Source organism: Roseburia hominis, from assembly GCA_040702975.1.
Lineage (GTDB): Bacteria > Bacillota > Clostridia > Lachnospirales > Lachnospiraceae > Allocoprococcus > Allocoprococcus hominis_A.
This window is the reverse complement of record CP159990.1, coordinates 3,429,736-3,454,649: the sequence shown is the minus strand read 5'-3', so window position 1 is coordinate 3,454,649 and position 24,914 is coordinate 3,429,736. Positions and strand designations below refer to the sequence as shown.

Here is a 24,914-nt window from a genome sequence, read left to right as displayed (position 1 = left end):
GGAGAGACAGTATGTTTTGTCAAAATTGTGGGAAAGAAGTACAAAGTGACGACAGATTTTGCTGGAATTGCGGTGTAGAGATTGGCAAAGCTTTGCAATCGCAGGAAATGACGGCAGAATTCAGGGAAGAGAAGGAGGAAAATGGGGTCCCGGACGGGGAAAATGTTCTGAAGAAGGTGGGATTTTCCGAAAGCAGCCAGGAAAAAGTGGTGGTGTCAAGTAGTAATGATATGGAAAATCGGGCAGCAGATAAGGGGCATGAGGATTATGACTATGAGAAACTGCCTACAGAGAAACCGCAGGGCATACATAATATTTATGTGATAGATTTCTTTATCCGAATGTTGGATAAGTCCAATATTCCGCTCTTTATTTATCTTATTATCAATGTGGTGATTATCGGTATTATTGCGACTCTGTTTTGTGCACTGCCGATCGGCTGGGGCATTGCGGTAGGTTTTTTGTTGTATCTGGCTTCGGTTTCTGTTGCGCTTTCTCCAATTGGGGAATGGATGCTGAGGAGACAGACGGGGTGTGTGAAGATAGACGATAAGGACGTGATTGATCGTTTAGAACCGATATTCCGTGAAGTATATTATAAAGCAAAAAAGGCAAATCCGATGATTTCCAGCGATGTGAGACTCTTTATTAATGATGATGAAGCGCCGAACGCATTTGCAACAGGAAGGAAGACTGTCTGCGTGACGCGGGGACTTCTCGCTATGGACGATGAGCAGATCCGCGCGACGTTAGGTCATGAATTTGGACATTTATCTCACAAGGATACGGACCGGATTCTTGTGGTCTCCGTGGGAAATACAGTTATTACTGCAATTATGATGCTGTTCCAGATCGGCGTAATCATTGGCGATGTGATCATGCAGATCGTAGCGATGTTTACGGGAGATGATGAAGGATTTTTCATTTCTATTTTGAGTGCGATTTCAAGAGTAATCACCTTGGTTTTGATTCGTGGATTCATGAAGGTATGGAGTGCACTTGGAGTTGCTCTTTGTATGAAGACCAGCAGAGGAAACGAATATCTGGCAGATGCATTTTCCTTTAAGCTGGGATATGGAGACGGTCTTTGCGCTATGCTGTCGGCATTAGGAGGCGGGGAGAAGCCGCAGGGACTGTTTGCGAACCTTGCCAGCAGTCATCCGGCAAGCGTGGACAGGATTGCACGTCTTCAGGAAATGAAGAATACACAGAGTATTGAAGGGTAGGAGGATGAGCTGATGGGATTCGGTAAGAAGAAAAAGGCGAAGAAAGCAAAGAAGGAAGAGATGAAAAGTGTACCGGTAAAATCGGTCAAGGTAGATATGCAGCATAATCCGCTCTATCCGCCGAAGCAGGAAAGTGATATGCAGGAGCTGCTCACGGCGTTTGGAACTACCGTGGTATGCGTACTCCTGGTGGTATTTATTGTTTCTAAGTTTAGTTATATGAATCAGGTCAACGCTTATGGGAATTATGGAAATAACTCTGTTACAACGCAGCAGAATGAACCGCAGGATCAGCAGGAAGATGTGACAGAGCTTGAAGAAGTGCAAGAGGAAGAGCCGGAGGATGTGGCGGATACAGATGAGGGCACAGACGAGGTGACGGAAGAGCCGGAAGTGACTCCTGAGGAGCCCAAGGAAAATCCGGATTACATCATTGCAGATAGTAATTCCAGATATGTGTCCGTCAGTGAGCTAGAAGGATTAAGTAAAGAGGAACTGAGCCGGGCACGGAATGAGATTTATGCACGCCATGGCCGGAAGTTCAAGGATGCGGGGCTTCAAAGCTATTTTGATTCAAAGGCCTGGTATAGTGGAACCGTAAATCCGGACGATTTTTCAGATGGAATGTTAAATGAATATGAGAAGAAGAATGCGGAGACCATTCTTTCTTATGAGAAGTCGAAGGGATATAAATAGAGAGAGGATGTTATTTTTTGGCGGGAAGATTTCGCGGAGGGGAATTGACGGATGGAAGAGGAGAGGAAAGTTAGGTTTTGTACGGCTTGTGGCAAGGTGTTGAAACCAGAAGCAAGGTTTTGTACCGGGTGTGGAACTCCGGTTCGTGCGGTTGTGGAGAAGCCGGCAGAGGAAGCCCTGGATGTGAAGGAAAATCCGGCGATGGATCAGGAGCCGAGAATAGAGGAGGGGCAGGAAATAAGAGGGGCTTCGGGGGCTGAAGAAGAGCCGGAAATAGGGAAAATGCCGGAAATACGGGAAGAATCAGGAATGAGGGAGAGCCCGGGAAAGAAGAGGACGGAAACAATCAATGTGTCTAAGGCGGACGAAAATGTCAGGAATCCGTTTTTACTAAATGGGAAGAATCCATGCGAGGATATTATACACCCTTCGCTCAGGAAGCTGGAGAAGAGGAAAATAAAGTTCCGCGAAATTTTCGCTTCGCGTACAGAGAATACTGGGAATGAGGAAGAGCAAGCGCATGCAGGGGAAGGGCGTTGTCGAACGGAAGAAGAGCGTATAGAGGAAGAACATCGTTGGGCGGAAGAAGAGCGCCGTGAAGAAGAACGACGCCAGGCAGAAGAGAGCGCGCGTCGCGAGGAAGAACGTCGTCGGGCGGAAGAAGAGTGCCGTGAAGAAGAGCGATGTCGAGCGGAAGAAGAGGCGCGTATAGAAGAGGAGCGACGTCGAGCGGAAGAAGAGGCGCGTATAGAAGAGGAGCAACGTCGGGCGGAAAAAGAGCGCGTGGAGAAAGAACGACGTCGAGCGGAAGAAGAGCGTATAGAGGAAGAATGCCGTCGAGCGGAAGAAAAAGCACGTATAGAAGAAGCTCGTCGCCGGGCGGAGGAAGAGGTGGCGCGTGAGCGTCAGATGCGTGAGGAAGAAGCGCGACGGCATCAGGAGGAGTTGGCCCAGATTAAACGCCAGACAGAAGAAACAATATTGAGGCGTGAAAAAGAAATAAAAGAACAATTAGCTGCAGAAAAAAATCGAATCGAAGAGCTGGCAGAAGAGCAGAAGCAGCAATATATGAAGCAGCTAAACGAGGAACGGCTCCGGAGAGTAGATGCGGAAACGCAACTGGAACGCAGCGTAGAAGTGATGCGGAGCATTCAGGAAGAAGAGCGCCGCAAGGAGCAGGTAAGTGTTAAAGAAGACACAGCGCATGTTAACGGGACATCCACACCGCATATACCGAGAAGGAGTTTTGGCTCCAGTACACAGGCAGAGGCAGGCAAAGGATTCCGCACCTCAAAGGTGGAAAAATTAGCAGGCTCCAGAAAAAAGAAATAGGAGGTTTATTTATAATGGCAATAGCAGAAGTAATTAAGTTTGAAGGGGATCCCAATCAATTAGTCTGGAAACACCCGGCGGAAGATTTCAATACGCTGTCCCAGCTCATTGTAGATGAAACACACGAAGCCCTTTTTGTGATTAACGGAAATGCAGCGGACCTTTTTGGACCGGGACGCAGGACATTAAGCACATCCAACATTCCGCTCCTTCGGAACATCATAGAGATTCCCACGGGTGGAGCGACTCCATTCCCCTGTAAGGTGTTCTTTATCAACAAAGTACACCAGATGGATATGAAATGGGGAACCCAGAGCTCTATTCCGCTGGAAGACCCTCTGTATGACATCTTTATGCATGTGATGCTTCACGGAAGTATTTCGATTTCTGTGGATGAGTCCAGAAAATTCATGTTGAAAATGGTAGGCTTCAGGGATCGTTTTGATGCAAATAATCTGGTTGCCAAGTTCCGGGGAATCATTTCTTCACATGTGAAAGATGCAATTTCCAAAATCATGATCGAAGGGCAGCTCAGCTATTTCATGATCAGCTCGCACTTGTTGGAAATCAGTAATGTTGTAAAAGAGCGGCTTGACGAGATTTTTGAGGAATATGGCGTCAGAATCGAATTTTTCAACATTGAAGCTATTGAAGTACCGGATAAGGACTATGCAGAGATCTCACAGGCGAAGAAACTCAGATCCAGCAGGCTCATTCAGGGTTATACCTGGCAGGAGGAACGTCAGATGATGATCGCGGAGAAATTTGCGGCCAACGAAGGATCCATGGGAATGATCGGAGGGGTCATAGGAGGGGCCGCAGGAGGAATCGTAATGGGAAATACGATTTCTGAAGTGGCGAGAAATGCCCTGTCCGCAGAGCGGGTTCCCAAAGAAGCGCCGCCGAAGAATGTAGCCGGTCAGCCGCCTGTCATGGGAGTAAATGCAGGATCAGCGGGCAAAGTCGACGTACAGGCAGTTTTGAAAAATCAGGAGAACGCACAGGTTCAGGAAACCCAGGCAGAAGGGGAGACGGCATCAAAGCAGACCAAATTTTGTCCGGAATGTGGAATGCCAGTGGCAGAAGGTGCCAAATTCTGTTCTGAGTGCGGACATAAGCTTGCGGCAGACACCTGCCCGGGATGCAAAAGTCCGATCAAACCGGGAATGAAGTTCTGTCCGGAATGTGGAACGAAACTGATGTAGGAAATTAAGAAAATAGAGATATACTATAAGGAGGAACGGGTGAGATGAGTAGAATGACGGAGAAAAAAGCCGGTGTGATGCTGGGGCTGATTTACCTTATTGCGTTTGGCGTGGCAAATATGCTGATCTTCTTTATATTTGATGAGAAAAATACAGTTTTTTGGATCAGCTATGGTTTTATGTGTGTGGCGTTTGTAGTACAGATTGTCAGTATGTTTCTGGCGTTTAAAGCTTTGGAGGCAGAGGCAGTGTTTTTCGGGATTCCGCTGTCATCTTTGTCTTTGTTCTACTTTTTTGCAGCGGTATTTACGGCAGTAGTATTTATGTTTTTCCAGAATGCGCCGCTTAAGCTGGCACTTGCACTTCATATCATCATTCTTGCCGTGTACACAGTCGTAGCTATTTTGTCGCTTATGTCGCGTGATGTGGTACAGGATGTGAACGACCAGGTAAAAGTCTCTGTGACAGCGATCCGCAGTATGCAGGTGGACGTGGACACGCTCATGGGGTATGTGAATGACGCCGCGTTAAAGAAAAGTTTAAGGAAACTTAGCGAGACGATTCGGTATTCTGACCCGATGTCAAATGACGCTGTTGTGGAAATCGAAGATGAGATCATGCAGGCGATTTCTGAGCTGCGCATTTTATGTGAAAATGAGCAGAATGCGGAAGCAATGCAGGCCTGCCGTGATACAGAGCTCTTGTTTGTGCAGCGGAATAAATTGCTGAAAGCAACAAAATAGATCAAGTAACTGATAAGAAAAGAGGCAGATGTATGGCAGTAAGCTACAAGAGTTTAAAATGCGACTGTTGTGCAGGGGCATTAGAATACAATAAAGAGAAAAAAGTCTGGATTTGTCAGTATTGCGGGAACGAGATTCGCAGAGAAGAAGAGTATGACGGGCTTTATACGATCAAGAATGTCGTGCGTCAGACGATTTTGGATACGGCATATGCCCGTCTTGATGCGGCAAGAAACAATCTTGCTGAATGTGAGAAAATGGCGTCACGTTACGTAGGGACAGCGATTGCCAGACTTTGCGTACAGATGTTTACGCTCATCACCCCCGGTGCATGTCCGCCGGGGAATGAGAAAAGGCTGATCGCTCAGCTAAAAAAAGGCTATGAAGAATTGAAGGAAATGGGGGAAGGGATTGCTGCTGAGGAAGAAGCACTCTATGAGTCTTTTGAAAACAGCGCCGATGTATTTGGCGTGCTGGTTCTTGTGTTTGACTCCTTGGGAGACACACTACACCGGGATTTTGCGGAAAATCTGCTGCATGTACCCGATGTATATTCCGTGTCTGTAAATGACAGCCTTTTGCGCTATGCGATGAAGAATAAAAAACAGGATATGACCGACCGGATACTGGAAAATGTTGAAAATCTTTCCTGTAAAAGTGCACTCCTCGCAGTGCTGGAAGGATACCAGGATGGGGAAGGCAAGCGGGGGCATATCAGGAGAATCCTGCCAAAAGCGCAGCTTGGGCCAGATGACAGGAAACTTCTGGAAACATACATAAAAGAATCGCAGGATACTCTGGAGACAAAGCTCTGCGTATACCGGGAAGGAATGCATAAAGGGGTAGTTCCTTCTATTGAATATGTCACGGAGCATTTGCTGGAGAGAGCTCGCAGCGGGAAGAGGCTGTAAGAGAAGTGATCGCTCTTCTTTGCGAGTCGAAACCACAGGATGTGCAGTTATATTATTTGGTCGACAGAATCTTTCAGGTCCATACAGGCGCGATGGCGCGCGCAGAGCTTGATGAGATAGAAAAGAGCGGCATCTACCTGGCGATCTCCGTAAAAAATGTAAGTGCGATGTTGAGCAGAGGGGATTTGAACGGGGAGGAAAAAACAGCGCTTCTTGAACTGGCTCACCACTGGAAGATGGACGCACGGGCAAATGACAGTATTCTTGCAGAATATCTGAATCGGAATCAGGACAGCTTTGAAAAGAGAATGCCAGTGATCGAAAAGCTGATCACTTATGTGGAGACAATTTCCACACCGGCGCTTGCACAGTATGTGCTAAAGACCGGCACGGACAAAGAGCAGAAGGTAGAAGTCCTGAAGAAATTGTTGGAGTTGAACATCAATCTTAGCTTCTTCGGGGATCTGCTGAAAGAGTATATGAGAAGTAACTGCGATTCGACAGAAACAAAAAATGAAATTGTTTCTTTGTTATCGAAAAAAGGGCTGAAAGTGGATGGACAAGTGTTAGTAGAAAAGGCACTTGCGATAGAGGAGGGAAATCTTGAGGAGACAGCGGCATTTATTCAAACGATGCTTTCCGGCGGTGTCAGGCTACGCAATGATGCACTGAGCCAGTATCTGGAGAAGGCAAAAGAGCACCGCTATCATTCACAGATCATTCGTCTTTTACATCAGCCATCAGGAATCTTAAGCGCAGAAGCAGTGAACAATTACGTGCTGTATTGCCGTGATGAAGGCGGTATAAAGGCGCAAAATGCATTGGTGTTTTCCGAGCAATGCAGCCAGCCTTTTGGAAGTGCTATGTGCAAGGTGATACATTTGGGAAAAGAAATCCGGTGTAATCTGATGCAGGGCTATATCCTGACGGTACAGGATGATCCCGAGACTGCACGAATTTTGTTAAATGCAATGAAAAATGCAAAGAGCAGGCTGAATCTTCCCATAATGGCAGAGGGTGAGAGCGTGAAATTCAAGAAATATGTGGTAGAGCATCGACAGGAATTAAGCGTTCTTACGGAACAATTATGTACAGAAAATCGAGTGTTTACACTGTTATTTTAAGAAGCCGAAACACTTTTTTTGCTGCAGGGCGAACCGAAAATGAATGGCGGCAATCGGGAAAAGCAGAGAAGTGAAGGCGTGACAAAAAAGGGAAAAGGAGGGGGATAACACATGACTCAGGAAGAATACGAGGAGCAGCAACGGGAAATAGAACAGCTAATCAATCAGATCAATGCCCTGATTGCTGAAAATAACATGCTTGCGCAGGAGATTGAAAATGCGCTGCATAATATCCAGGTGCTAAAGAGCAACATCAGCGTTCTGCACCGGGATGTGGAGCCAGCCATGCATGTTCTGTCCGGGGAGATGGGAATGAATGCGGACAAGGCAAAGATGGTGAGCGATGCACTGAATGAATTGACCGAGCAGTATTTTACGTTTAAAACGCTGTCTTCTGCCTCGAAGAATCTGTCCCAGTATACCGAGGAATATTACACCAGATTCTCCTATTATCACATGCTAAGGAGGATCACATTGGGGTACGTTATCGGCCTGGACAGCAATTTTGTTTCCAGCGAGAACATGAGAAAAACGGTAGAAAAGGCATATCTTCAGAACACGGAATACTGGCTGGCGTATGCTGCAAGTGCGATCATGCTATGGGCCTCTGACGAAAAGGAGGCTGCAAAGCGGGCGCTGGATAAGGCCTTGTTCATGAATCAGGGAAAAGCAGCACTATTCTTTATGCTGGTGAATCTGAGGTTCGACCGGACGCAGCCTGCGCAGGAGTGGTTCGTGTATTACATGGAAAGAATCGATGCGTCCAATTTGGGAGAAGAATGGAAGTATCTGCTTCAGGCCTATCTTAGTGGCGCCTTTGGCGAGGAAGAAGTGTTCCAGGCGGCGGTTGCGGAAAAATTAAAGACCATGCTTGCAAGAGCGGAGGCGACGACGGTAGATCTGGGCAGGAAATTTAGTGACCGGGCCTATCGGTTCGAGGAAACGTATTTGCATCAGACAACCCAGGCATTCGCGCATCTGAAGCAATGCTGCACCTCCTACCAGGAGATGACAGAGCTTCTCTCTGACGCCGAGAAAAATGAAGTAATCGCGGCATTTTATGATAAGCTGTCTCAGGAAACCGAGGAGATAGGAAAAGATATCAGTCAGCGGATCGAGAATGTGCTGTATTCTCTTGTCGGCAGCTATGATGATGCGGAATTTGAAGTGGTAAAGAAGATGAGATATAATGAAGCCGTTCTTTCTGCACAGGGAAATGTGACGAAGGCGCAGGAAAAGTACGACCAGGAGTTCGGCGAGGCGGGAAAGAAGAATTTTGGAGATCTCCTCGTCGACTGGGCTTTTGCAGAAGACAGCAATCTTACGCCACTTATGATCCGCAAGTTTTCGATTTCTTTTATGAAAGACTGGATTTTGAAAGGTTATCAGAAGTATGCTGAGGACTATCGAAAGAAAGAAAAACAGGCATATGCTTTCCAGATCGACGAAGAATGTCAGATCGTTTGTACGGAGCATGATTTCGAGAAGGGCAAAAAACAGGTGGAAGAATACTATGAACGTAACAAATGGAAGCATATTCTATCCGATAAATTTACACTTCTTTACCTGCTGCTTATAGCCTGTGGAATTATAACGCTGGTCATTATGGCGTTCCAATTTTCGAAAGTGGCGCTTACAATCGGGATTTTGCTGGTGATCGTAGGTACATTTTTAATCTGGAGGCGGATCGTGGAATTAGGCGACGCCATAAAAGAGAAGAAGAGATTGGGCGTGCAGAAGCTTAGGCACTGTCTGACGGAACTCTCCCAGTGGCGCGAACTGTTCCACCAGGCAGATGATAAAATGGCAGATTTAGAGGCGGCGCTTCGCGGGTTTGACAGGGAATTTGAGTAAAGGGGGCAGGAAAGATGTCGAATGTATCAGGAGCAATTTCTGAATTAAATCAAACTATTAACACATTTGAAACCAAAGTAGATGTCCATGTACAGAGCGTTCACAGCTCCAGCATCAGCGTGGATGAGGCGACGGAGCGCATTTATCAGAAGATTCTGAAGTTCCGTGAGGATATGGAGCATGGAGAGCAGAAACAGCTTGCCCATGAGAATATTATCCGAATCGACCAGATTATCAAAGAACAGTTCAGCAATTATGAGACGATCCGGCGCACGGTGATGGGAGTCGTAAGGGATTTTGACATTAATCTGGTGCGCAACAGTACGATCCAGGAGCTGTCCGAAGAACTTTGGATCACCAGCTCGCGGTATTGGCTCTCCTATGCGCTTATTGCTATCACGGCCTGGGTGAACAATTACCCGGAAGTCGCAAGGAATGCACTAGGAGAGAGTGGAAGAAAGGATGCCATTAAGACGACCTTGTTCTTCTGTCTTTTGAATCTCAGGTTCAATAGAATGGATGCCGCGAAGAAATGGTTTTACGAATATTTTAAGACGCTGGACCCGACGATGCTTCAACAGGAGACAGCGGTGATGCTCCAGGCATTTTTGAATGGAATTTTTGGTAAAGACAAGGAATTGGAGCACGAGGTCATTCAGGTGATCGATCAGTGGATCTCCATCATAAATGAAGATGCGCAGATCTGCGAAGAGCTGGTTGGCGCTTACGAGACTTATATTGGAAATCTGAATCCGCAGGTAAAATTTGACTATGTTTCGATTCTGCAATATTGTGTTAATGCACAGGAACTTGCACAGGCTTACCGTGATGTCTCAAAATACCAGGTGCTTTTAGATGTGCTGAAAGGTCTGGACGTAGAGGCGGGACCGCAAAATGACGCGAATTATGCACAGAGAGTGGATGCGGTGCTTATAAACCTGATCTCTAATTATGACGCGGAGGAGCTGGAACTTCGGAATCAGCAGGAATATTTTAATATGGTGGTCCGCAATGAGGGCGAGGTAGAGAAGGCCGAAGCACAGTATGAGGCGCAGATGGCCCTGCAGAATGAACATTTTAATATCGGGAAACAGATGATCAAATGGGCGATTTACGACGATGATGATACGACCAACGTGTACGTGCGGAAATTCGGGTTCCAGAATACGAAGCCCTGGTTCAGGAACGCACTGGATCGCTGGGCGATGAAGGTGCAGCAGGAATTCCCGATCGAGTATTCTCTTGCCATCGATACCTGGACGGGTGTAAGCAATGGCGAGGATCAGGCGGAGCTTACGGAGAATATGAAGAATTACTACGATACGAATAAATTTCACAATATGTTTGTAAATACGATCAATATTGCGGCACTTTTGGTACTGATTGTGTCGGCAGGACTTGCGTTTGTGACACTATATGCGTTGGTGGCAACCGCAGGAGCGGCGGCGGTGCTTGCTTTCAGGTGTATCAAGGCAATGAAGGAATACCCGCAGCGTGTGAATGCGGCATTGGAAGCACTGGCAGCAGTGATGGCTGAGATCACAGATTTCAGAGAATATTTTGAGGAGAACACGGGGAAGAAGGATGATGTACTTTCTTCTGCAGAATTCATCTAGGATTTAGGAACAAAGGAGAAAAGCAATGACGAACGAGAATAACAATGAAGCGGCTATGGATTTTGAAGCAATGATGGAACAGAGAATTCAGTCTAATTTTGCATCTGGCGAGGCCAGAACGGACGTTTCAAGCGAACGTCTTCGTGAGATGAGTAAAAAACTTCCATCCTGGAGTCTGGAGCCTCCGTACAGTTTTCTGAAATAAATTTAGAGGATAATTTTGTGACTCATAAGTACCGGAGCAGGGGGTGTATCTATGCAAAGCAGGATACCAGGCACTTATCAGGAATGGCTGGATCTGTTGAAAAGAATGCAGAAGCAGCCTGTATTTCAGGAGGAGCTTCTATATCTGGAGCAGGGGAAAATCATGGCCGAAGCCTATCTGCCAGATAGATTCCAGACGCATGTGACGGAGACGGTCGATGTGATGTTAAGGCGGAGTGTAAAAAGGTATGACCGTGCCAGAAAAGAGGCGCTGGAAGCAGGTGAGATCGACAGTATTCCCTTTTTGTGCATTCGGTTAAAACGAGAGATGGAGCATTGCTACTTTTACCGCCACATACGGTTCCTGGAAAGCGAGTTTGTGGAAAGGCTGGATCAGGAACTTAGCAGGCAGATATTACTTTTTTGGGAGCATGAGGCAAAAGAATTCAGGAGACTGGGCGAGGAGACACTGCAGGGCGATGTGGAAGAATTATACTATTTTCTGAAAAGAATGCAAAGACAAAATGTCGGCGAGGACTGCGGGAAAGCCCGGATGCCGCAGGGAAAGGATACGATACCGCAAAGACGATGGGAAATTACATAGAGACCAAAAATGAGATTGAAAATTACATATTTGCCAGAATTCCTTTGATTATCCTGGATACGAAAGAACGGGAGCGGGCTGAGCGGCTTTTGGCCGAGGCCGGTCGGGAGATGAAGATCGAGATTGCCTGTTATACGGATACCCGGCAGGTCTATCATCTGGGCAGCAATGTGACGAGAGATGTGGATTTTGATCCTCTTCCGTTCGTGGCGGATCAGTTTCGCAGGAAACGCGGCGTAACATTTGTACTGGGTGATGTGCGCAAGATCAGTGAGGAAAGTATGTTTGCCAGAGAAATCGTAAACCTGCTCTATCTTGCGATAGAACAGGCGTGTACCTTGATCATCATTACACCGGATATGGTGTGGCAGAGGGTTGCCGCATTTGGACTTAAGATTTCTTTGGATCTGCCGGATGCCGGAGAAAGAGAGGCGCAGATCCAGAGATTTAAGACTAGATTTGGCGGCCGTTTTCCGATTGAATGGGCGGAGGATGAGATTTCCCGGGCATCGGCATTATTAAGGGGTTTTACGGAGCTTCAGATTGAAAATATCCTGTCTTCGGTGATGGTAGAGCATGGTGGGCTGGGAAGAGAGCAGCTTTATGAGCTTACGCGGCTGAAAAGCAGAATGTATGCTGCTGTTCCGTGTATTCAGGAGGTCAGGGTCAGGGAGGATTTGGAAGTCTCGGGACTTGACCGATTAAAGGACTGGCTGCGGGAAAAGAAAAAACTCTTTTTTGTGCCGGACGAAGTCCTGAGAAAATATGATCTTACGCCGCCAAAAGGCATTCTGCTTGCCGGAGTACCGGGGTGCGGGAAATCCTATTCGGCTAAAATGACGGCCAGGGAGTGGGAATTACCGCTTTTTCGGTTTGATATTGGAAGCGTGTACGATAAATGGGTAGGAGAGAGCGAGCGGAGAATGCGGGAGGCGCTTAGGTTCATTGACAATGTGGCTCCCTGTGTTGTGTGGATCGATGAGATCGAGAAAGCACTATCCATATCGAATGCCGGTAATGATACGGGGAAACGGGTGCTCGGACAGTTTCTGTTCTGGCTTCAGGAGTCGGAAAGCCGGGTGTTCCTGGTAGCGACGGCCAATGATATTGGGAAATTACCGCCAGAGCTTTTTAGAAAAGGTCGTTTTTCTGAAATGTTCTTTGTTGATCTGCCGAAAGAAAATGAGAGGCGGCAGGCAATCTGCCAATACGGTATGAGGAGTCTGCGCTGTCATTTCGGGACAGAGTTCCTGGAAGAACTGGTACAGATGACAGAGGGATTTTCTTTTGCAGACATTGAGTACGTGATCAAAGAGGCTGCCCAGAAGGTACTTCTGTATGGCACAGATGGAGTGGGAGAGGAGCAGATCCGCGAATTGTTCCAAAGAGTGATACCGTTTGAGAGGACGAACCCTGAGGCGGTGGAAGCCTTGCGCAGATGGGGAGCAAAGCGCGCGGTGTCTGCATCGATAGAAGAAAACGAGGGAGGAGAAGGTCATGAGTGATATTAGTTCTCTGCGTGCGGAGCTTAGCAGGCAGGAAAGGATAAATAGAGAACTGAAAAGCCAGCTATATGAATTGGCGAACGGAGTCTCGAGAGCAGACAGTGAGCTTGCCGGATTTCGCAATCACGTCACCGGGACTTTGGCGGACAGTTCACATAGACTGGTGAACTCACATGAGCGGATCATTCAGGCATATGAGATTCAGGGCGAGATTGACCGGTTGTATGTCCGGTTCAAGAATATGGAGCTTGCCAATAAGAAGATTCGGGAATGTAACAATAAGAAATACTATGATTTTGGAAATTACCGTACCGTGCGCAAGCTGGTCCAGGGAATCATGGATAATATGGATGTGCAGATGGTCTCAGATGAGATTATTTATAAATCCGTGGAAAAGCAGCATCTGATGACGCCGGATTACTGGCTGACCTGCGTGTTGATTAGTGTAATGGCATGGAAAAATGATGACCGCCCGCTTGCCGACCGGGCGATGGCAAAGGCAATTGAACTGGATAAAAAGGAAAGCTCGATTTTCTATATGCTTTTTAATATCCGGTCAGGCAGGGAGGATGCAGCGCTGAAATGGTTCACCATATATCAGGAATGCGATCTGAAGGGGAGTGATGAACGTACATTTTTGATGCTCTTTTCACTTCTTAGCAAAACCATGGACGAGCAGGTAGACGATTATACCAAGTATGAAATCTACGGCTTTATCAATCGTGTGATCGCGCTGAATGCGCAGGCAGAGGGCTTCAGTGAAGAGCAGGTCGTAGGGCAGATTCAGGGGTATCTGACTGCGATGAAACAGGGGGATGTCCTGGAACTGAACCTGCTGAAAAAATGCTGTGACGATTACGGGCGGATTGCCGAAATGGTCAGTCTTGCTCAGAATAATATGCAGATTCTGCAATTCATTCTTGATGTAGGAAATGTAAGTGAACTGGAACGAAATGAATATCTTAGCAAGTTCATCGACGAGGAGATTGAAAGACCGAACAGTGTCGAGCGGGAAGTGTATGATGAAATCGAATATAATGAGATGGTGATCCGGTGTGACGGTGATGTGGAACGCGCAAGGAAACTGTATGCGGCGGAGCAGGAGCGCAGAGAGAAGGAACTGAACCTGATCAGGGAGATGGTGCAGTGGGTATATGCGCCGGGAAACGCAGAGGTGAACGGGCAGGTAAGAAAAAATATGTTTACACTTACCGGAACTCTTCAGAAAAAAGCAGTAGAACAATACGCGCAGGATTATCGGCAGATGGAGGTACATCAGCACCCTGTCACGCTGGGAGAATACCGCACGACGGCAGATTTTAATAATCAATCGGCAGAGCATGCGAAGATTGAAGCCTTCTATCAGGCACAAAAGGAGGAAAGACTGGCAGCGATCAAGGCTTGGCCGGCTTATGTGGCTTTTGCGCTTGGAGTGGCAGCAGCAGGGGGTGCACTGTATTTAGGAGTGCTGACGCTTTTGGCAGGAACTGTGGTCGGTGCAGCCGTGGGAATTTACGTTCTGGTTTCCGGTGCGAAGCAGAAGAAGCAGATTGAAAAGGATTGTCTGTTGAACGTAAAAGGAAAGACAGATTTGATGGATAAAGTATTTGTCGAGTACGAAAAGATGCGGCAGATCTACAGTGAATATGATGTCTACCAGGAACGGATTAGTGAGGAGATGGATAAGTTGTAAAGGCTTGTGAGGTGAGAGAAGATGGGAGAGAATACATGTATGCGCTGCGGGAAACCGTGTGGCGCAGGTGAAACGATGTGTGAGGAGTGTCAGGCGTGGTTTGCTCAGAAGACGGCAGGAAATGCAGGGCAGAAGAAGTTCAAGAAGATTCGTATACCGGAGCAGAGCAGAGGCAGCCAGTTCTGCACGAAATGCGGAAAGAAAATGCCGATCGAGGCAAAGTTCTGTACCGGTTGTGGAAATCCGCTTAGGAGAGCCGCTAAGATGACGGAAGGAGAGAAGAACGCAGAAAACAATCGGAGGGATGCAGCCGGAGAAACGGGGGATTCAGGCAATACAGGTGTAGAACAAAAGGAACCGGATACAGGGAAAGCTTCCGGAAAAGGGGCTAAGAAAATTCTGACAGCAGTGGCAGCACTTGTTCTGGTGGCAGCGCTGATCTTTGGAGCCTGGCTGTTCCTGGGAGATAGGAAGGAGACCGGTGGGAAGCAACAGGCCTCTTCTGCGGAGAATGCCGAAGGAAACGGAATCGGCAAGGCGGTCTATGAAGAGAGTGAGGAAGAGAAAGCCGCAAGGGAGAAAGCGGAGCAGGAGAAAGTGGAGCAGGAGAAGGCGAAGAAAGAAGAAGAACGGCTCAGAAAAGAGCAGGAGGAAAAAGAACGGGCGGAGCGGGAGGCCCAGGAAAAGGCAGCGCGTGAGCTTTCAATCCATAGCTATGAGGTAGTGGTCTCAGACTGCACCTGGGAACAGGCTTATGCAGACTGCAAAAACCGGGGCGGATATCTGGTTCGCATCAATTCGGCCGAGGAGTACAGTCATATTATAGGTATACTGCAGAATTATGGTAAGATTCATTTCTACCTTGGGGGTAAACGTGGACCGCAGGGAGTCGACTATTATTGGGTGGATAACGAAGGCGCTTTTATGGGAGAATGTCTGAATGCGGTGGATTCCTGGACTGCCGGTGGATACTGGTTTAAAAATGAGCCAAGTTTTGTGGATACCGGCTCCGGAGGAGCGGGACGCAACATTGAGGAAGCGTACATGAACCTGTTTTGTGTATCCGGAACCTGGTATCTCAATGATTCTTCGGGAAGCCTGGCAATAGATTATCCGGATCTTCTTGCAGGAAAAGTCGGATATATAGTGGAATATGAATAAGAGAAAGAAAAGACAAAGAAGTAAAAAGAAAAAAGGTATTGTCATATTGGTTTTTATAGTCTGCGTTGTGATGGCCGGAATCTGTGCAGTAGGAATGGGCTTAAAAGAAAGGCAGGCGAAGGATTCTGAGGAAGAAGCAGGGAAGAAAGAACAGAAAGAGAATGTTCAGTCAGATGGGCAGGAGGAAGCGCCAGATGAGGTGAAGACTCCGGAAAAAACGCCGGAAGAGCTTCTAAAAGAAGAGGTGGAGGCTCTGACCTTAGAGGAAAAAACGGCGCAGATTTTTATGGTGACTCCGGAACAGCTTACCGGCGTGGGCGTAGCCGTCGCGGCGGGAGATGTAACCCGTCAGGCGGTGGACGACTACCCGGTAGGAGGGATTATTTATTTCCGCCAGAATCTGCAATCACCGGAGCAGGTGGAGGAAATGCTGTCAAATGTGCAGTCTTATACGAGGGAGAGAATCGGTGTTCCGATGCTGCTTGCCATTGATGAGGAAGGCGGACAGGTGACCAGAATCAGCGGTACGCAGGGATTTGATGTGCCTGAGTTTCCCTATATGAGTGAGGTTGCAAAAGGGGGTGACCCGCAGAAGGTCAGAGAGATCGGTGAACAGATCGGAGCATATCTGAAGGAGTACGGGTTCAATATGGATTTTGCGCCGGATGCGGATGTTCTTATAAATCCACAGAATCAAGTTGTGCGGTATCGGTCCTTCGGAGCAGACCCGGAACTGGTATCAGCTATGGCGCTTGCCCAGTTCGAGGGACTTAAGAGCCAGGGAATCGTAGGCACATACAAGCATTTTCCAGGACATGGGGGCACTACGGCGGATACGCATGAAGGATATGGATATATTGAGACCACGATCGAGGAGCTTAGGGAGCGGGAAATGGTGCCGTTCAGGGACGGCATTGATGCAGGCGTACAGGTGATCATGGCAGGGCATATCTCCTGTCCGAATATTACGGGGGATACCAGGCCTGCGACACTTTCGCCCATGCTGCTTCAGCAGATTCTTCGCGAGGAAATGGGATTTGAAGGCATGGTGATCACCGATGCCATGAACATGGGAGCGATCACACAGCAGTATTCGTCCGGGCAGGCGGCTGTGGAAGCCGTCAAAGCTGGCGTGGATATGATACTCATGCCAGAGGATTTTAAGGCTGCTTACCAGGGTATCTTAGATGCGGTGAAAAGCGGAGAACTGACAGAAGAGAGGCTTACTGAGTCGGTGTGCCGGATCTGGAAGGTAAAAAAAGGGCTTGAGAATGAATAAGAAGTCTTGCTGAGGAAAAATGGCAGGGATATTGATGGCGCAGGGTGTTGACATTTTGCGAATCAGATTGTATGATATGTATAGTAAATTGAAAAATGAAGTTGTTCTTTGAGCGAAAGTGTCTAAGTTTTCCGGGAGACCGGAAGATATGAGACTTAGCCGGGATGCGTGGAGGATATATGCTCTGCAAGTCCCCGGGGTTTGGATGGAAACGCCCAGGCCTTCCTATCTTGTATGGTAGATGATGAAGCGTTTGCTTTGTGATGCGTACAGGACGAAGTACAAAGTGGAAAGAGACGTACTTTGATTGAAAAAAAGAGCACAAAGTTACCGAGATGTCCAGAGGCGGTTTATGTCCTGGCACTAATTTGCGTGTAAAAAGCAGCAGGGAGACTTTGTGTCTTTCTGCTTTTTTTATTTCATAGGAAATGGAGTATATATGACGATGGACGGACTGATTCTGGCGGGCGGAAAGAGCACCAGAATGGGAGGAAAACATAAAGGAGATCTGCTGTACCGGGACCAGACCTTTACGGGAAGAATCGTGCAGCAGTTTCGGCAAAATGCTGCGCATATCTGGCTTTCCTACGGGGAGGTACCCGGGAAGACGTATGAGGGCTGCAGTGTGATCACGGATATTTATCCCGGCCTGGGACCGATCGGGGGAATCTATACATGCCTTACCAGGTGTCAAAGCGAGGCGGTCATGGTGGCGGCCTGCGATATGCCGCTTATCGGGACAGAGCTTTTTCAGTATTTGAGCGGGCGGCTTGCCGAAGAGGAAAAACGGAGCGGAATTACGTACATAGCGGTGGTTCCGGTGGTTGAAGGAAGAATGCACCCGCTGGCAGCGATTTACAGAATAAAGATCAAAGAACGGCTGAAAGAGCAGATCATGGAGAAGAACTATCGGATACGAGACGCATTTCACGCAGTGGACGTGTTATATGTGGATTTGACCCGGGAGGAGAAGTATCGGAATATGCTGCGCAATATAAATACAGTAGAAGAATATGAGCAGCTTACAGGACTTTAGGAGGATAAAGGAGAAGTGAAGGAATGGACAGACTGACATTAGAGGAAGCAATGGGACGTTTACTTTGCCGGACCAGAAGAATTACGGAGACCGAAGAGATTCCTTTGTGGGATGCGGTGGGGAGGATTCTGGCAGAGGATGTGACGGCTGTAAGAAACCAGCCCCCCTTTCCCAGATCGCCCCTGGATGGCTATGCCGTGAGGGGAGCAGATATAAAAGGAGCTTCCAGGGAACGGCCGGCCGTGCTTACCGTGATCGATGAAGTGACGGCGGGGCATGTAACGAAGAAGGTCGTAGGAGAGAACATGGCGGTTCGGATCATGACGGGGGCGCCTATTCCGGCCGGAGCGGATTGTATCGTAGGTCAGGAAGATACCAACTACGGGGAAGAGACGGTAGAGGTGTACGAGGAGATCCTGGCCGGACAGAATTACTGTCTGGAAGGGGAAGATTATAAGAAAGGAGCGCTCCTGCTTCCCGCAGATACGCTGCTCGGCGCGGCGGAAGTGGGAACGATCGCAAGCCTGGGAAAGGAGACGGTCCGGGTGTACCGGAGTCCTTTAGCCGCACTCATTACAACAGGAGATGAGATCATTCTTCCCGGAGGGCCCCTTGGAGAAGGGCAGATCTACGATTCCAACTTATATACGTTAGGTTCCCGTCTCATCAACTGGCGTATCCCGCTTGCCCTCCGGACAAGAGCAGGAGATGATGCGCATCTTGTGGCAGAGCAGGTGAAGGAGGCGGCGAAAAAGGCGGATATCATCATCAGTACCGGCGGCGTGTCCGTGGGGAAAAAGGATATCATGCATGATGTTCTAGATCTGTTAGGCTGCGAGAGGCTGTTCTGGGGAATCTCGATCAAACCGGGAATGCCGACACTTTGTGCCGTTTATCAGGGAAAACTTCTGATCTGTCTTTCCGGAAATCCATACGGAGCAGCGGTCAATCTGGAGCTTCTGGTTCGCCCGCTTTTGGCGAAGATGTCGGGAAGAAGAGACCTGGAACTAAGGCGCACTAAGGCCGTGACAAAAAGCAGTTTCTTAAAGAAAAGCTTTGTGACCAGATATATCCGCGCTTATTACGAGGACGGGGAAGTCAGCATGGTGGATAGCCGGGCTAACAGCTCCGGAATTCTGAGTTCCATGTGCGGCTGTAACTGCCTGGTTGAGGTTCCGGCCGGAAATGAGCAGGTGAAGGAAGGGGAGACGGTATGCGTCATACTGTTATAGAGAACAAGGGGAAGATCCCACAGGTAGTAGCCGTCTGCGGAGTCAAAAATTCCGGAAAGACCACACTTCTTGCGCGGCTGATCGGGAAACTGACCAAAAGAGGCGTGAAGGTCGCTGTGGTCAAGCATGACGGGCACGATTTTAGCTGTGATGTGCCGGGAACAGACAGTGACCGCCTGCACAGGGCGGGAGCTTACGGAACGGCAGTATTTTCGAAGAATAGAATTTTTCTTCATAAGGAAGTGGAAGGAGCTTTGGAGACGGAGCTGATCCGGCAGTTTCCCGAGGCAGACCTGATCTTTCTGGAGGGATTAAAAAATAGTGCTTACCCGAAAATCGAGGTGGTGAGAAGAGCCATTTCCCAAAAACCGGTTTCTAATCCTGAGGGCAGATTTCTGATCGTGACGGACTGCTCCGGGGAGGAAATCAGGCAGTGGGAAATCGGGCAGGAAAAGATTGTAGATTTTGAACATCTGGAAGAGATGATAGAGGAAATTATAAGCAGGAGGGAATCATTGTGAAATTGATAAGAACAGAAGATGCGGTGGGACAGGTTCTGTGCCACGATATTACCCAGATCATTCGGGGCGTGACGAAAGACGCCGTTTTCCGCAAAGGCCATGTAATCACCGAGGAAGATATTCCGGTTCTTTTGAGTGTGGGGAAGGAGAACATCTATATCTGGGAAAATGATGAGAGCATGATGCATGAAAATGAGGCGGCAGAGATATTGTATGAGATCTGCAAAGGGGACCATATGCACGGCTCTCCGGTCAAGGAAGGAAAGATCGAGCTGATCGCCGACATAGACGGCATTCTCAAGATAGACAGGGAAAAGCTGCGCGCGGTCAATAGCATGGGACAGATGATGATCGCGTCCAGACACGGCAATTTTCCGATCAAAGCAGGAGATAAGATTGCCGGCACCAGAATCATTCCGCTTGTTATCGAGAAGGAAAAAATGGAGGAAGCGCGGGAAATAGGAAAAGATGCGCCGATCTTCAACATTCGCCCTTACAAATATTGCACAGCGGGGGTGGTAACTACCGGAAATGAAGTGCTGAAAGAGCGGATTCAGGACACATTTACCCCGGTAATTGAGGAAAAACTGGCAGAGTATGGCGTGAAAATGACGAAACACGCCTATCCGGGAGATGACAACGCGAAGATCACGCAGACGATTCAGGAAATGATTGCTTCCGGCGTGGATATGGTCATCTGTACGGGTGGAATGAGTGTGGATCCGGACGATAAGACGCCGCTTGCGATCCGCAGCACAGGAGCTGCGGTCGTGACCTACGGCGCGCCGGTGCTTCCGGGAGCCATGTTCATGCTGGCGTACTACGAAGGAAAGGTGCCGGTCATGGGTCTTCCGGGCTGCGTGATGTACGCGAAACGGACCATATTTGACCTGGTATTACCGCGGGTTCTGACAGGAGAGATCCTGGTAAAAGAGGATCTGGACCGAATGGGCGAGGGCGGACTTTGCCTGTCCTGTCCGGTGTGCACTTTCCCGAATTGTGGATTTGGAAAAACGATGTAGAAAAAAGTAAAGGTATGGAATTAGAGATGAAAGATAATTACGGAAGAGTCATTGACTATATGCGGGTCTCCATTACGGACAGGTGTAACCTGCGCTGCAAATATTGTATGCCGGAGGGAGTTACCTGGATTCCGATGGAGGAGATCCTGACGCTGGAGGAGATTGAAACGGTCTGCCTCCTGGCGGCGGACATGGGGATCCGCAAAATTAAAGTGACGGGCGGGGAGCCGCTTGTGAGAAAGGGCTGTCCGGATCTGATCAAAATGTTGAAAGGTATACCGCAGGTGGAGCAGGTGACGCTTACCACCAACGGCGTCCTTCTTGAAAAGTATGCCGGGGAATTGGCAGCAAACGGTCTGGACGCGGTAAATGTAAGTCTGGATACGCTGGATCCGGCGCGCTACGAGCGGATCACGGGGAGGCCGGAACTTGGCGAGGTTCTGAAAGGGATAGAAGCAATGGAAGCGCATGCGGTTCCGGTCAAGATCAATGTGGTCCCGCACCAGATGCATGAGGAGAAGGGAGAAATCCAGGAACTCTATTCTTTGGTAGAGATGGCGAGAGACCGCCGGCTTGACGTGCGTTTCATAGAGATGATGCCGGTCGGGCATGGAAAAGAGTTTCAGCCTATTTCCAACACCAGGTTGCTTAAGGATCTGCGCTGCAAATATGGGGAAATGCAGCCGGAGACGGCGGTGCATGGAAATGGCCCGGCTGTTTATTATAAGATTCCGGGATTTCAGGGAAGCATTGGATTTATCAGCGCGATTCACGGGAAATTCTGCGATCAGTGCAATCGAATCCGCCTGACTTCTACAGGACAGCTGAAACCCTGTCTGTGTTATGCGGACAGTATTTCCTTGAAGGAGAGTTTGAGAGCGGGAAATTTGGAAGAGGTGCGGTCGCTGATCCGTGAGGCGATTTTAAGCAAGCCGGCCAGCCACTCGTTTGACAAATGGGAGACGGTGACGGAAACACGGGAAATGGCAAAAATTGGAGGTTAGGAGAAATGGAAGAGAAGAAATTTGGCGTGATCAAAGCAATCTGTATCAGCGTAAAAAGAGGAACGCAGAAAAGTGAAGTGCCTGAGGCGGATATTCAGGTGGATTGGGGAATCGTAGGAGATGCGCACGGTGGAAAATGGCACAGACAGGTCAGTCTTTTATCTTACGAGAAGATTGAAGATTTCCGAAGCCGCGGAGCCGAGGTGGATTTCGGAGCATTTGGAGAAAATATCATTATAGAAGGTTTTGACCTCCGCACGCTTCCGGTGGGCTGCCGCTTCCGGATTGGGGAAGTGGTGTTGGAGCTGACGCAGATTGGAAAGGAATGCCATAGCCATTGTGAGATTTATAAGAAAATGGGCGACTGTATCATGCCGAGGGAAGGTGTATTTACCCAGGTGGTGACGGGCGGTCATATTGCAAAGGGCGATGAGGTGGAGTTACTCTTACCGGACAAGGACAGGCCGTTCACGGCGGCAGTTATTACGTTAAGTGATAAAGGATTTGCAGGAGAGCGGGAGGATAAGAGCGGCCCTCTAATTCAGGAAATGCTAAGCGATGCGGGCTACCAGGTGAAGGAGGCTCTGCTTCTTCCGGATGAGGTGGCAGGCTTAAAGAGACAGCTTATGCGTCTTGCGGATCAGAGGCAGGTGAACCTGATCCTGACGACAGGAGGAACCGGATTTTCCAGCCGTGATATTACTCCGGAGGCGACCATCGCAGTCTGCGACCGCATGGCAAGGGGAATTGCCGAGGCGATCAGAGGGTATTCCATGACCATTACGAAACGTGCGATGTTAAGCCGGGGCGAGTCGGGAATCCGGGGAAATACCCTGATCGTGAATCTCCCGGGAAGCCCGAAGGCAGTGCGGGAAGCATTGGAATTCATTCTCCCGGAGCTGGGACATGGACTTGGAATTCTGCGGGGGACGGAAGGGGAATGCGCCCGTCCTATGACAAAGTAGTCAAAGTAGATTTTGAAATTTTTTAGAAAATGAAGTGCGTTTCGCGCGACAATGCGCGGTTCGTGGGAAGGAAGGCGCTGCTGCGCAGCCTGACCGCGCAAAGAATGTGCGCTTATACATATATTTTTACGAATAGAGGTATCATGACAGGGCGGCCGACTGTCTTTGATATAGATGGAAACAAAAGAAAAAATAGTGTGAAAGTATGAAAGGGAGTAACTCTTTCCTTACTTTGTGTGCCGTCATAAGACGGCGCTTAAATAAAAATGGAGGCCAATATAATATGAAAAAAAGAATACTTACGGTTTTGCTCGCGTTATGTATGATGGCAAGCCTCGTTGCATGCGGAAGCAAGAAAGAGACAGAAGGAGAAAAACAGGAGAAGGAAGAATCCACTGAGAGCCAGAACGAAGAGACGCCGGAGGAAACAGAGATTCAGGTATTTATCGCAGCCAGTTTAAATACGGTGATGACGGATCTGGCAGAGCGTTTTCAGAAGGATCACCCGGAGGTGAAGATTACCTATAATGCGGACAGTTCCGGAACTCTTTTGACGCAGATCGAGGAGGGTTATGAGTGTGATATGTTCTTCTCTGCTGCTCAAAAACAGATGAATCAGCTTGAGGAAGACGGATTTGTAGTGGACGGCTCACGGCACAATGTGGTGAATAATCAGGTTGTGGTTCTTACGCTTAACGATAGCAAGACCAAAGTAACGGGACTTGCGAATTTAAGTGAGGCCGAAAGCATTGCCCTTGCAGGCGGCAGCGTTCCGGTCGGCAAATACACCCGTCAGGCACTGGTGAATCTGGGGACTCTGGAGAAAGTGGAAGATGTTTCCACTATCACGACGCAGCAGATTTCTGAGGCTCTGGGAGGAATAGAAATCAGCGAGCAGGATAATGTGAGCAAGGTGCTGATCGCCGTGACCGAGGGCGCCTGCGAGGTGGGTACGACCTATTATTCCGATACCTACGGGTTTGAGGATAAGGTGAAGATCCTGGAAACGGTAAGCTATGATCTGACAGGAAACGTGATTTATCCGGTCTGCCTGGTAAATAATAAGGAGGCAGATGATGCGCAGAAAAAAGCGGCGGAGGAGTTCATGAATTACATTCTGTCTGATGAGGCGAAAGAGGTATTTGAGCAGTATTATTTTGACACGAATGTAGAGGATTAGTGTGAGCACAGAGAGTTGATGCAAACATAGAAGGTTGATACAAGTATAATTGATATGCGAATATAGAGATTTATGCGAACATAGAGGGAATTTGAGATGCAGGAAATCGAGAGAATTTTGGAAAATTTGGATTGGAGCCCGCTTGTAATCTCACTGAAAACTGGAGTTGTGGCGACTTTTATCGCTTTCTTTCTGGGGATTTTTGCGGCCAGAGAGGCGATAAAGGCCGGACCAAAGGGGAAGGCGTTTCTTGACGGGTTTCTGACGCTTCCGATGGTGCTTCCGCCCACCGTGGCCGGATTCTTTCTGCTTCTTTTATTCAGCACCAGGCGTCCGGTGGGAATGTATCTGTATGATACCTTTGATATTAAGATCGTTCAGTCCTGGGCAGGGTGTGTGATCGCCGCCACGGTGATCGCCTTTCCGCTGATGTACCGGAACGCAAGAGCGGCTTTTGAGCAAATAGACCCGAATCTCGTCTATGCGGCGCGGACGCTGGGAATGAAGGAGAGAGACATTTTCTGGAAGGTGGTCCTCCCGACGGCCAGGCCGGGCGTGGTTTCCGGAACGATCCTGGCGTTTGCCAGGGCGATGGGCGAGTATGGAGCGACTTCCATGCTGGCGGGAAATATTCCGGGGAAAACAGGCACAATCTCGCAGAAGATCGCAATGGTGATACAGGACGGGGACTACCTGACAGCAGGAGTCTGGGTCGCCATTGTCATTGTCATCGCGTTTGGAATCGTAGTGCTTATGAATCTGATTCTGGGAACCTCCGGGAAAACGATGAGGCGGTGGTAG

Annotated in this window: 23 protein-coding genes and 1 riboswitch; all 23 genes read left to right on the top strand. The window is 48.5% G+C overall.

All coding sequences use genetic code 11. From position 1 onward, the window contains the following. Window positions 1-11: 11 nt before the first annotated feature. Entirely contained in the window at window positions 12-1,226 is a 1,215-nt protein-coding gene (locus tag ABXS75_15950) for a M48 family metalloprotease (protein ID XCP84530.1), read from the top strand. 12 nt (window positions 1,227-1,238) lie between these two features. Then, on the top strand, window positions 1,239-1,922 hold the full coding sequence (locus ABXS75_15945) for a YARHG domain-containing protein (GenBank protein XCP84529.1): 684 nt from the start codon (window positions 1,239-1,241) through the stop codon (window positions 1,920-1,922). A gap of 51 nt (window positions 1,923-1,973) precedes the next feature. Further along, the gene (locus tag ABXS75_15940) at window positions 1,974-3,254 is read left to right on the top strand and encodes a zinc ribbon domain-containing protein (GenBank protein ID XCP84528.1); all 1,281 of its coding nucleotides are present in this window, start codon (window positions 1,974-1,976) and stop codon (window positions 3,252-3,254) included. Window positions 3,255-3,268: 14 nt separating this feature from the next. Then, on the top strand, window positions 3,269-4,459 hold the full coding sequence (locus tag ABXS75_15935; protein ID XCP84527.1) for an SPFH domain-containing protein: 1,191 nt from the start codon (window positions 3,269-3,271) through the stop codon (window positions 4,457-4,459). 44 nt (window positions 4,460-4,503) lie between these two features. After that, on the top strand, window positions 4,504-5,202 hold the full coding sequence (locus ABXS75_15930; protein ID XCP84526.1) for a hypothetical protein: 699 nt from the start codon (window positions 4,504-4,506) through the stop codon (window positions 5,200-5,202). Window positions 5,203-5,234: 32 nt separating this feature from the next. After that, complete coding sequence (locus ABXS75_15925; GenBank protein XCP84525.1) at window positions 5,235-6,113, top strand: hypothetical protein; 879 nt, start codon at window positions 5,235-5,237, stop codon at window positions 6,111-6,113. 5 nt (window positions 6,114-6,118) lie between these two features. Beyond that, on the top strand, window positions 6,119-7,237 hold the full coding sequence (locus tag ABXS75_15920) for a hypothetical protein (protein ID XCP84524.1): 1,119 nt from the start codon (window positions 6,119-6,121) through the stop codon (window positions 7,235-7,237). Between the two features lie 111 nt (window positions 7,238-7,348). Beyond that, entirely contained in the window at window positions 7,349-9,091 is a 1,743-nt protein-coding gene (locus ABXS75_15915) for a hypothetical protein (protein XCP84523.1), read from the top strand. 14 nt (window positions 9,092-9,105) lie between these two features. Then, window positions 9,106-10,707 carry a hypothetical protein gene (locus ABXS75_15910; protein ID XCP84522.1) on the top strand — a complete coding sequence of 534 codons (1,602 nt, stop codon included), beginning with the start codon at window positions 9,106-9,108 and terminating at the stop codon, window positions 10,705-10,707. Between the two features lie 25 nt (window positions 10,708-10,732). Next, on the top strand, window positions 10,733-10,912 hold the full coding sequence (locus ABXS75_15905) for a hypothetical protein (GenBank protein ID XCP84521.1): 180 nt from the start codon (window positions 10,733-10,735) through the stop codon (window positions 10,910-10,912). 51 nt (window positions 10,913-10,963) lie between these two features. After that, window positions 10,964-11,515 carry a hypothetical protein gene (locus ABXS75_15900; protein ID XCP84520.1) on the top strand — a complete coding sequence of 184 codons (552 nt, stop codon included), beginning with the start codon at window positions 10,964-10,966 and terminating at the stop codon, window positions 11,513-11,515. After that, window positions 11,500-13,020 carry an AAA family ATPase gene (locus ABXS75_15895; GenBank protein XCP84519.1) on the top strand — a complete coding sequence of 507 codons (1,521 nt, stop codon included), beginning with the start codon at window positions 11,500-11,502 and terminating at the stop codon, window positions 13,018-13,020. The genes ABXS75_15900 and ABXS75_15895 overlap by 16 nt, the downstream gene beginning before the upstream one ends. Continuing rightward, complete coding sequence (locus ABXS75_15890; GenBank protein XCP84518.1) at window positions 13,013-14,713, top strand: hypothetical protein; 1,701 nt, start codon at window positions 13,013-13,015, stop codon at window positions 14,711-14,713. The genes ABXS75_15895 and ABXS75_15890 overlap by 8 nt, the downstream gene beginning before the upstream one ends. A 21-nt stretch (window positions 14,714-14,734) precedes the next feature. After that, on the top strand, window positions 14,735-15,874 hold the full coding sequence (locus tag ABXS75_15885; GenBank protein XCP84517.1) for a zinc-ribbon domain-containing protein: 1,140 nt from the start codon (window positions 14,735-14,737) through the stop codon (window positions 15,872-15,874). Further along, entirely contained in the window at window positions 15,867-17,153 is a 1,287-nt protein-coding gene (locus ABXS75_15880) for a glycoside hydrolase family 3 protein (GenBank protein XCP84516.1), read from the top strand. Before ABXS75_15885 ends, ABXS75_15880 begins: the two co-directional genes overlap by 8 nt. 94 nt (window positions 17,154-17,247) lie before the next feature. Further along, window positions 17,248-17,410, top strand: a riboswitch (molybdenum cofactor riboswitch). A gap of 182 nt (window positions 17,411-17,592) precedes the next feature. After that, window positions 17,593-18,189: a molybdenum cofactor guanylyltransferase gene (locus ABXS75_15875; GenBank protein XCP84515.1), complete on the top strand. Its 597-nt coding sequence runs from the start codon at window positions 17,593-17,595 to the stop codon at window positions 18,187-18,189. A 23-nt stretch (window positions 18,190-18,212) separates the two neighbouring features. Next, on the top strand, window positions 18,213-19,421 hold the full coding sequence (glp, locus tag ABXS75_15870; protein ID XCP84514.1) for a gephyrin-like molybdotransferase Glp: 1,209 nt from the start codon (window positions 18,213-18,215) through the stop codon (window positions 19,419-19,421). Further along, window positions 19,403-19,942 carry a molybdopterin-guanine dinucleotide biosynthesis protein B gene (gene mobB, locus ABXS75_15865; GenBank protein XCP84513.1) on the top strand — a complete coding sequence of 180 codons (540 nt, stop codon included), beginning with the start codon at window positions 19,403-19,405 and terminating at the stop codon, window positions 19,940-19,942. The genes glp and mobB overlap by 19 nt, the downstream gene beginning before the upstream one ends. Then, window positions 19,939-20,964, top strand: coding sequence for a molybdopterin-binding protein (locus ABXS75_15860; protein XCP84512.1), 1,026 nt, complete (start codon window positions 19,939-19,941; stop codon window positions 20,962-20,964). The genes mobB and ABXS75_15860 overlap by 4 nt, the downstream gene beginning before the upstream one ends. A gap of 26 nt (window positions 20,965-20,990) precedes the next feature. Beyond that, on the top strand, window positions 20,991-21,968 hold the full coding sequence (gene moaA, locus ABXS75_15855) for a GTP 3',8-cyclase MoaA (GenBank protein ID XCP87177.1): 978 nt from the start codon (window positions 20,991-20,993) through the stop codon (window positions 21,966-21,968). A gap of 5 nt (window positions 21,969-21,973) precedes the next feature. Beyond that, entirely contained in the window at window positions 21,974-22,933 is a 960-nt protein-coding gene (locus ABXS75_15850) for a molybdopterin-binding protein (protein XCP84511.1), read from the top strand. A gap of 283 nt (window positions 22,934-23,216) precedes the next feature. Next, window positions 23,217-24,113: a molybdate ABC transporter substrate-binding protein gene (gene modA / locus ABXS75_15845; protein ID XCP84510.1), complete on the top strand. Its 897-nt coding sequence runs from the start codon at window positions 23,217-23,219 to the stop codon at window positions 24,111-24,113. Between the two features lie 96 nt (window positions 24,114-24,209). Then, window positions 24,210-24,914: a molybdate ABC transporter permease subunit gene (modB, locus tag ABXS75_15840; GenBank protein XCP84509.1), complete on the top strand. Its 705-nt coding sequence runs from the start codon at window positions 24,210-24,212 to the stop codon at window positions 24,912-24,914.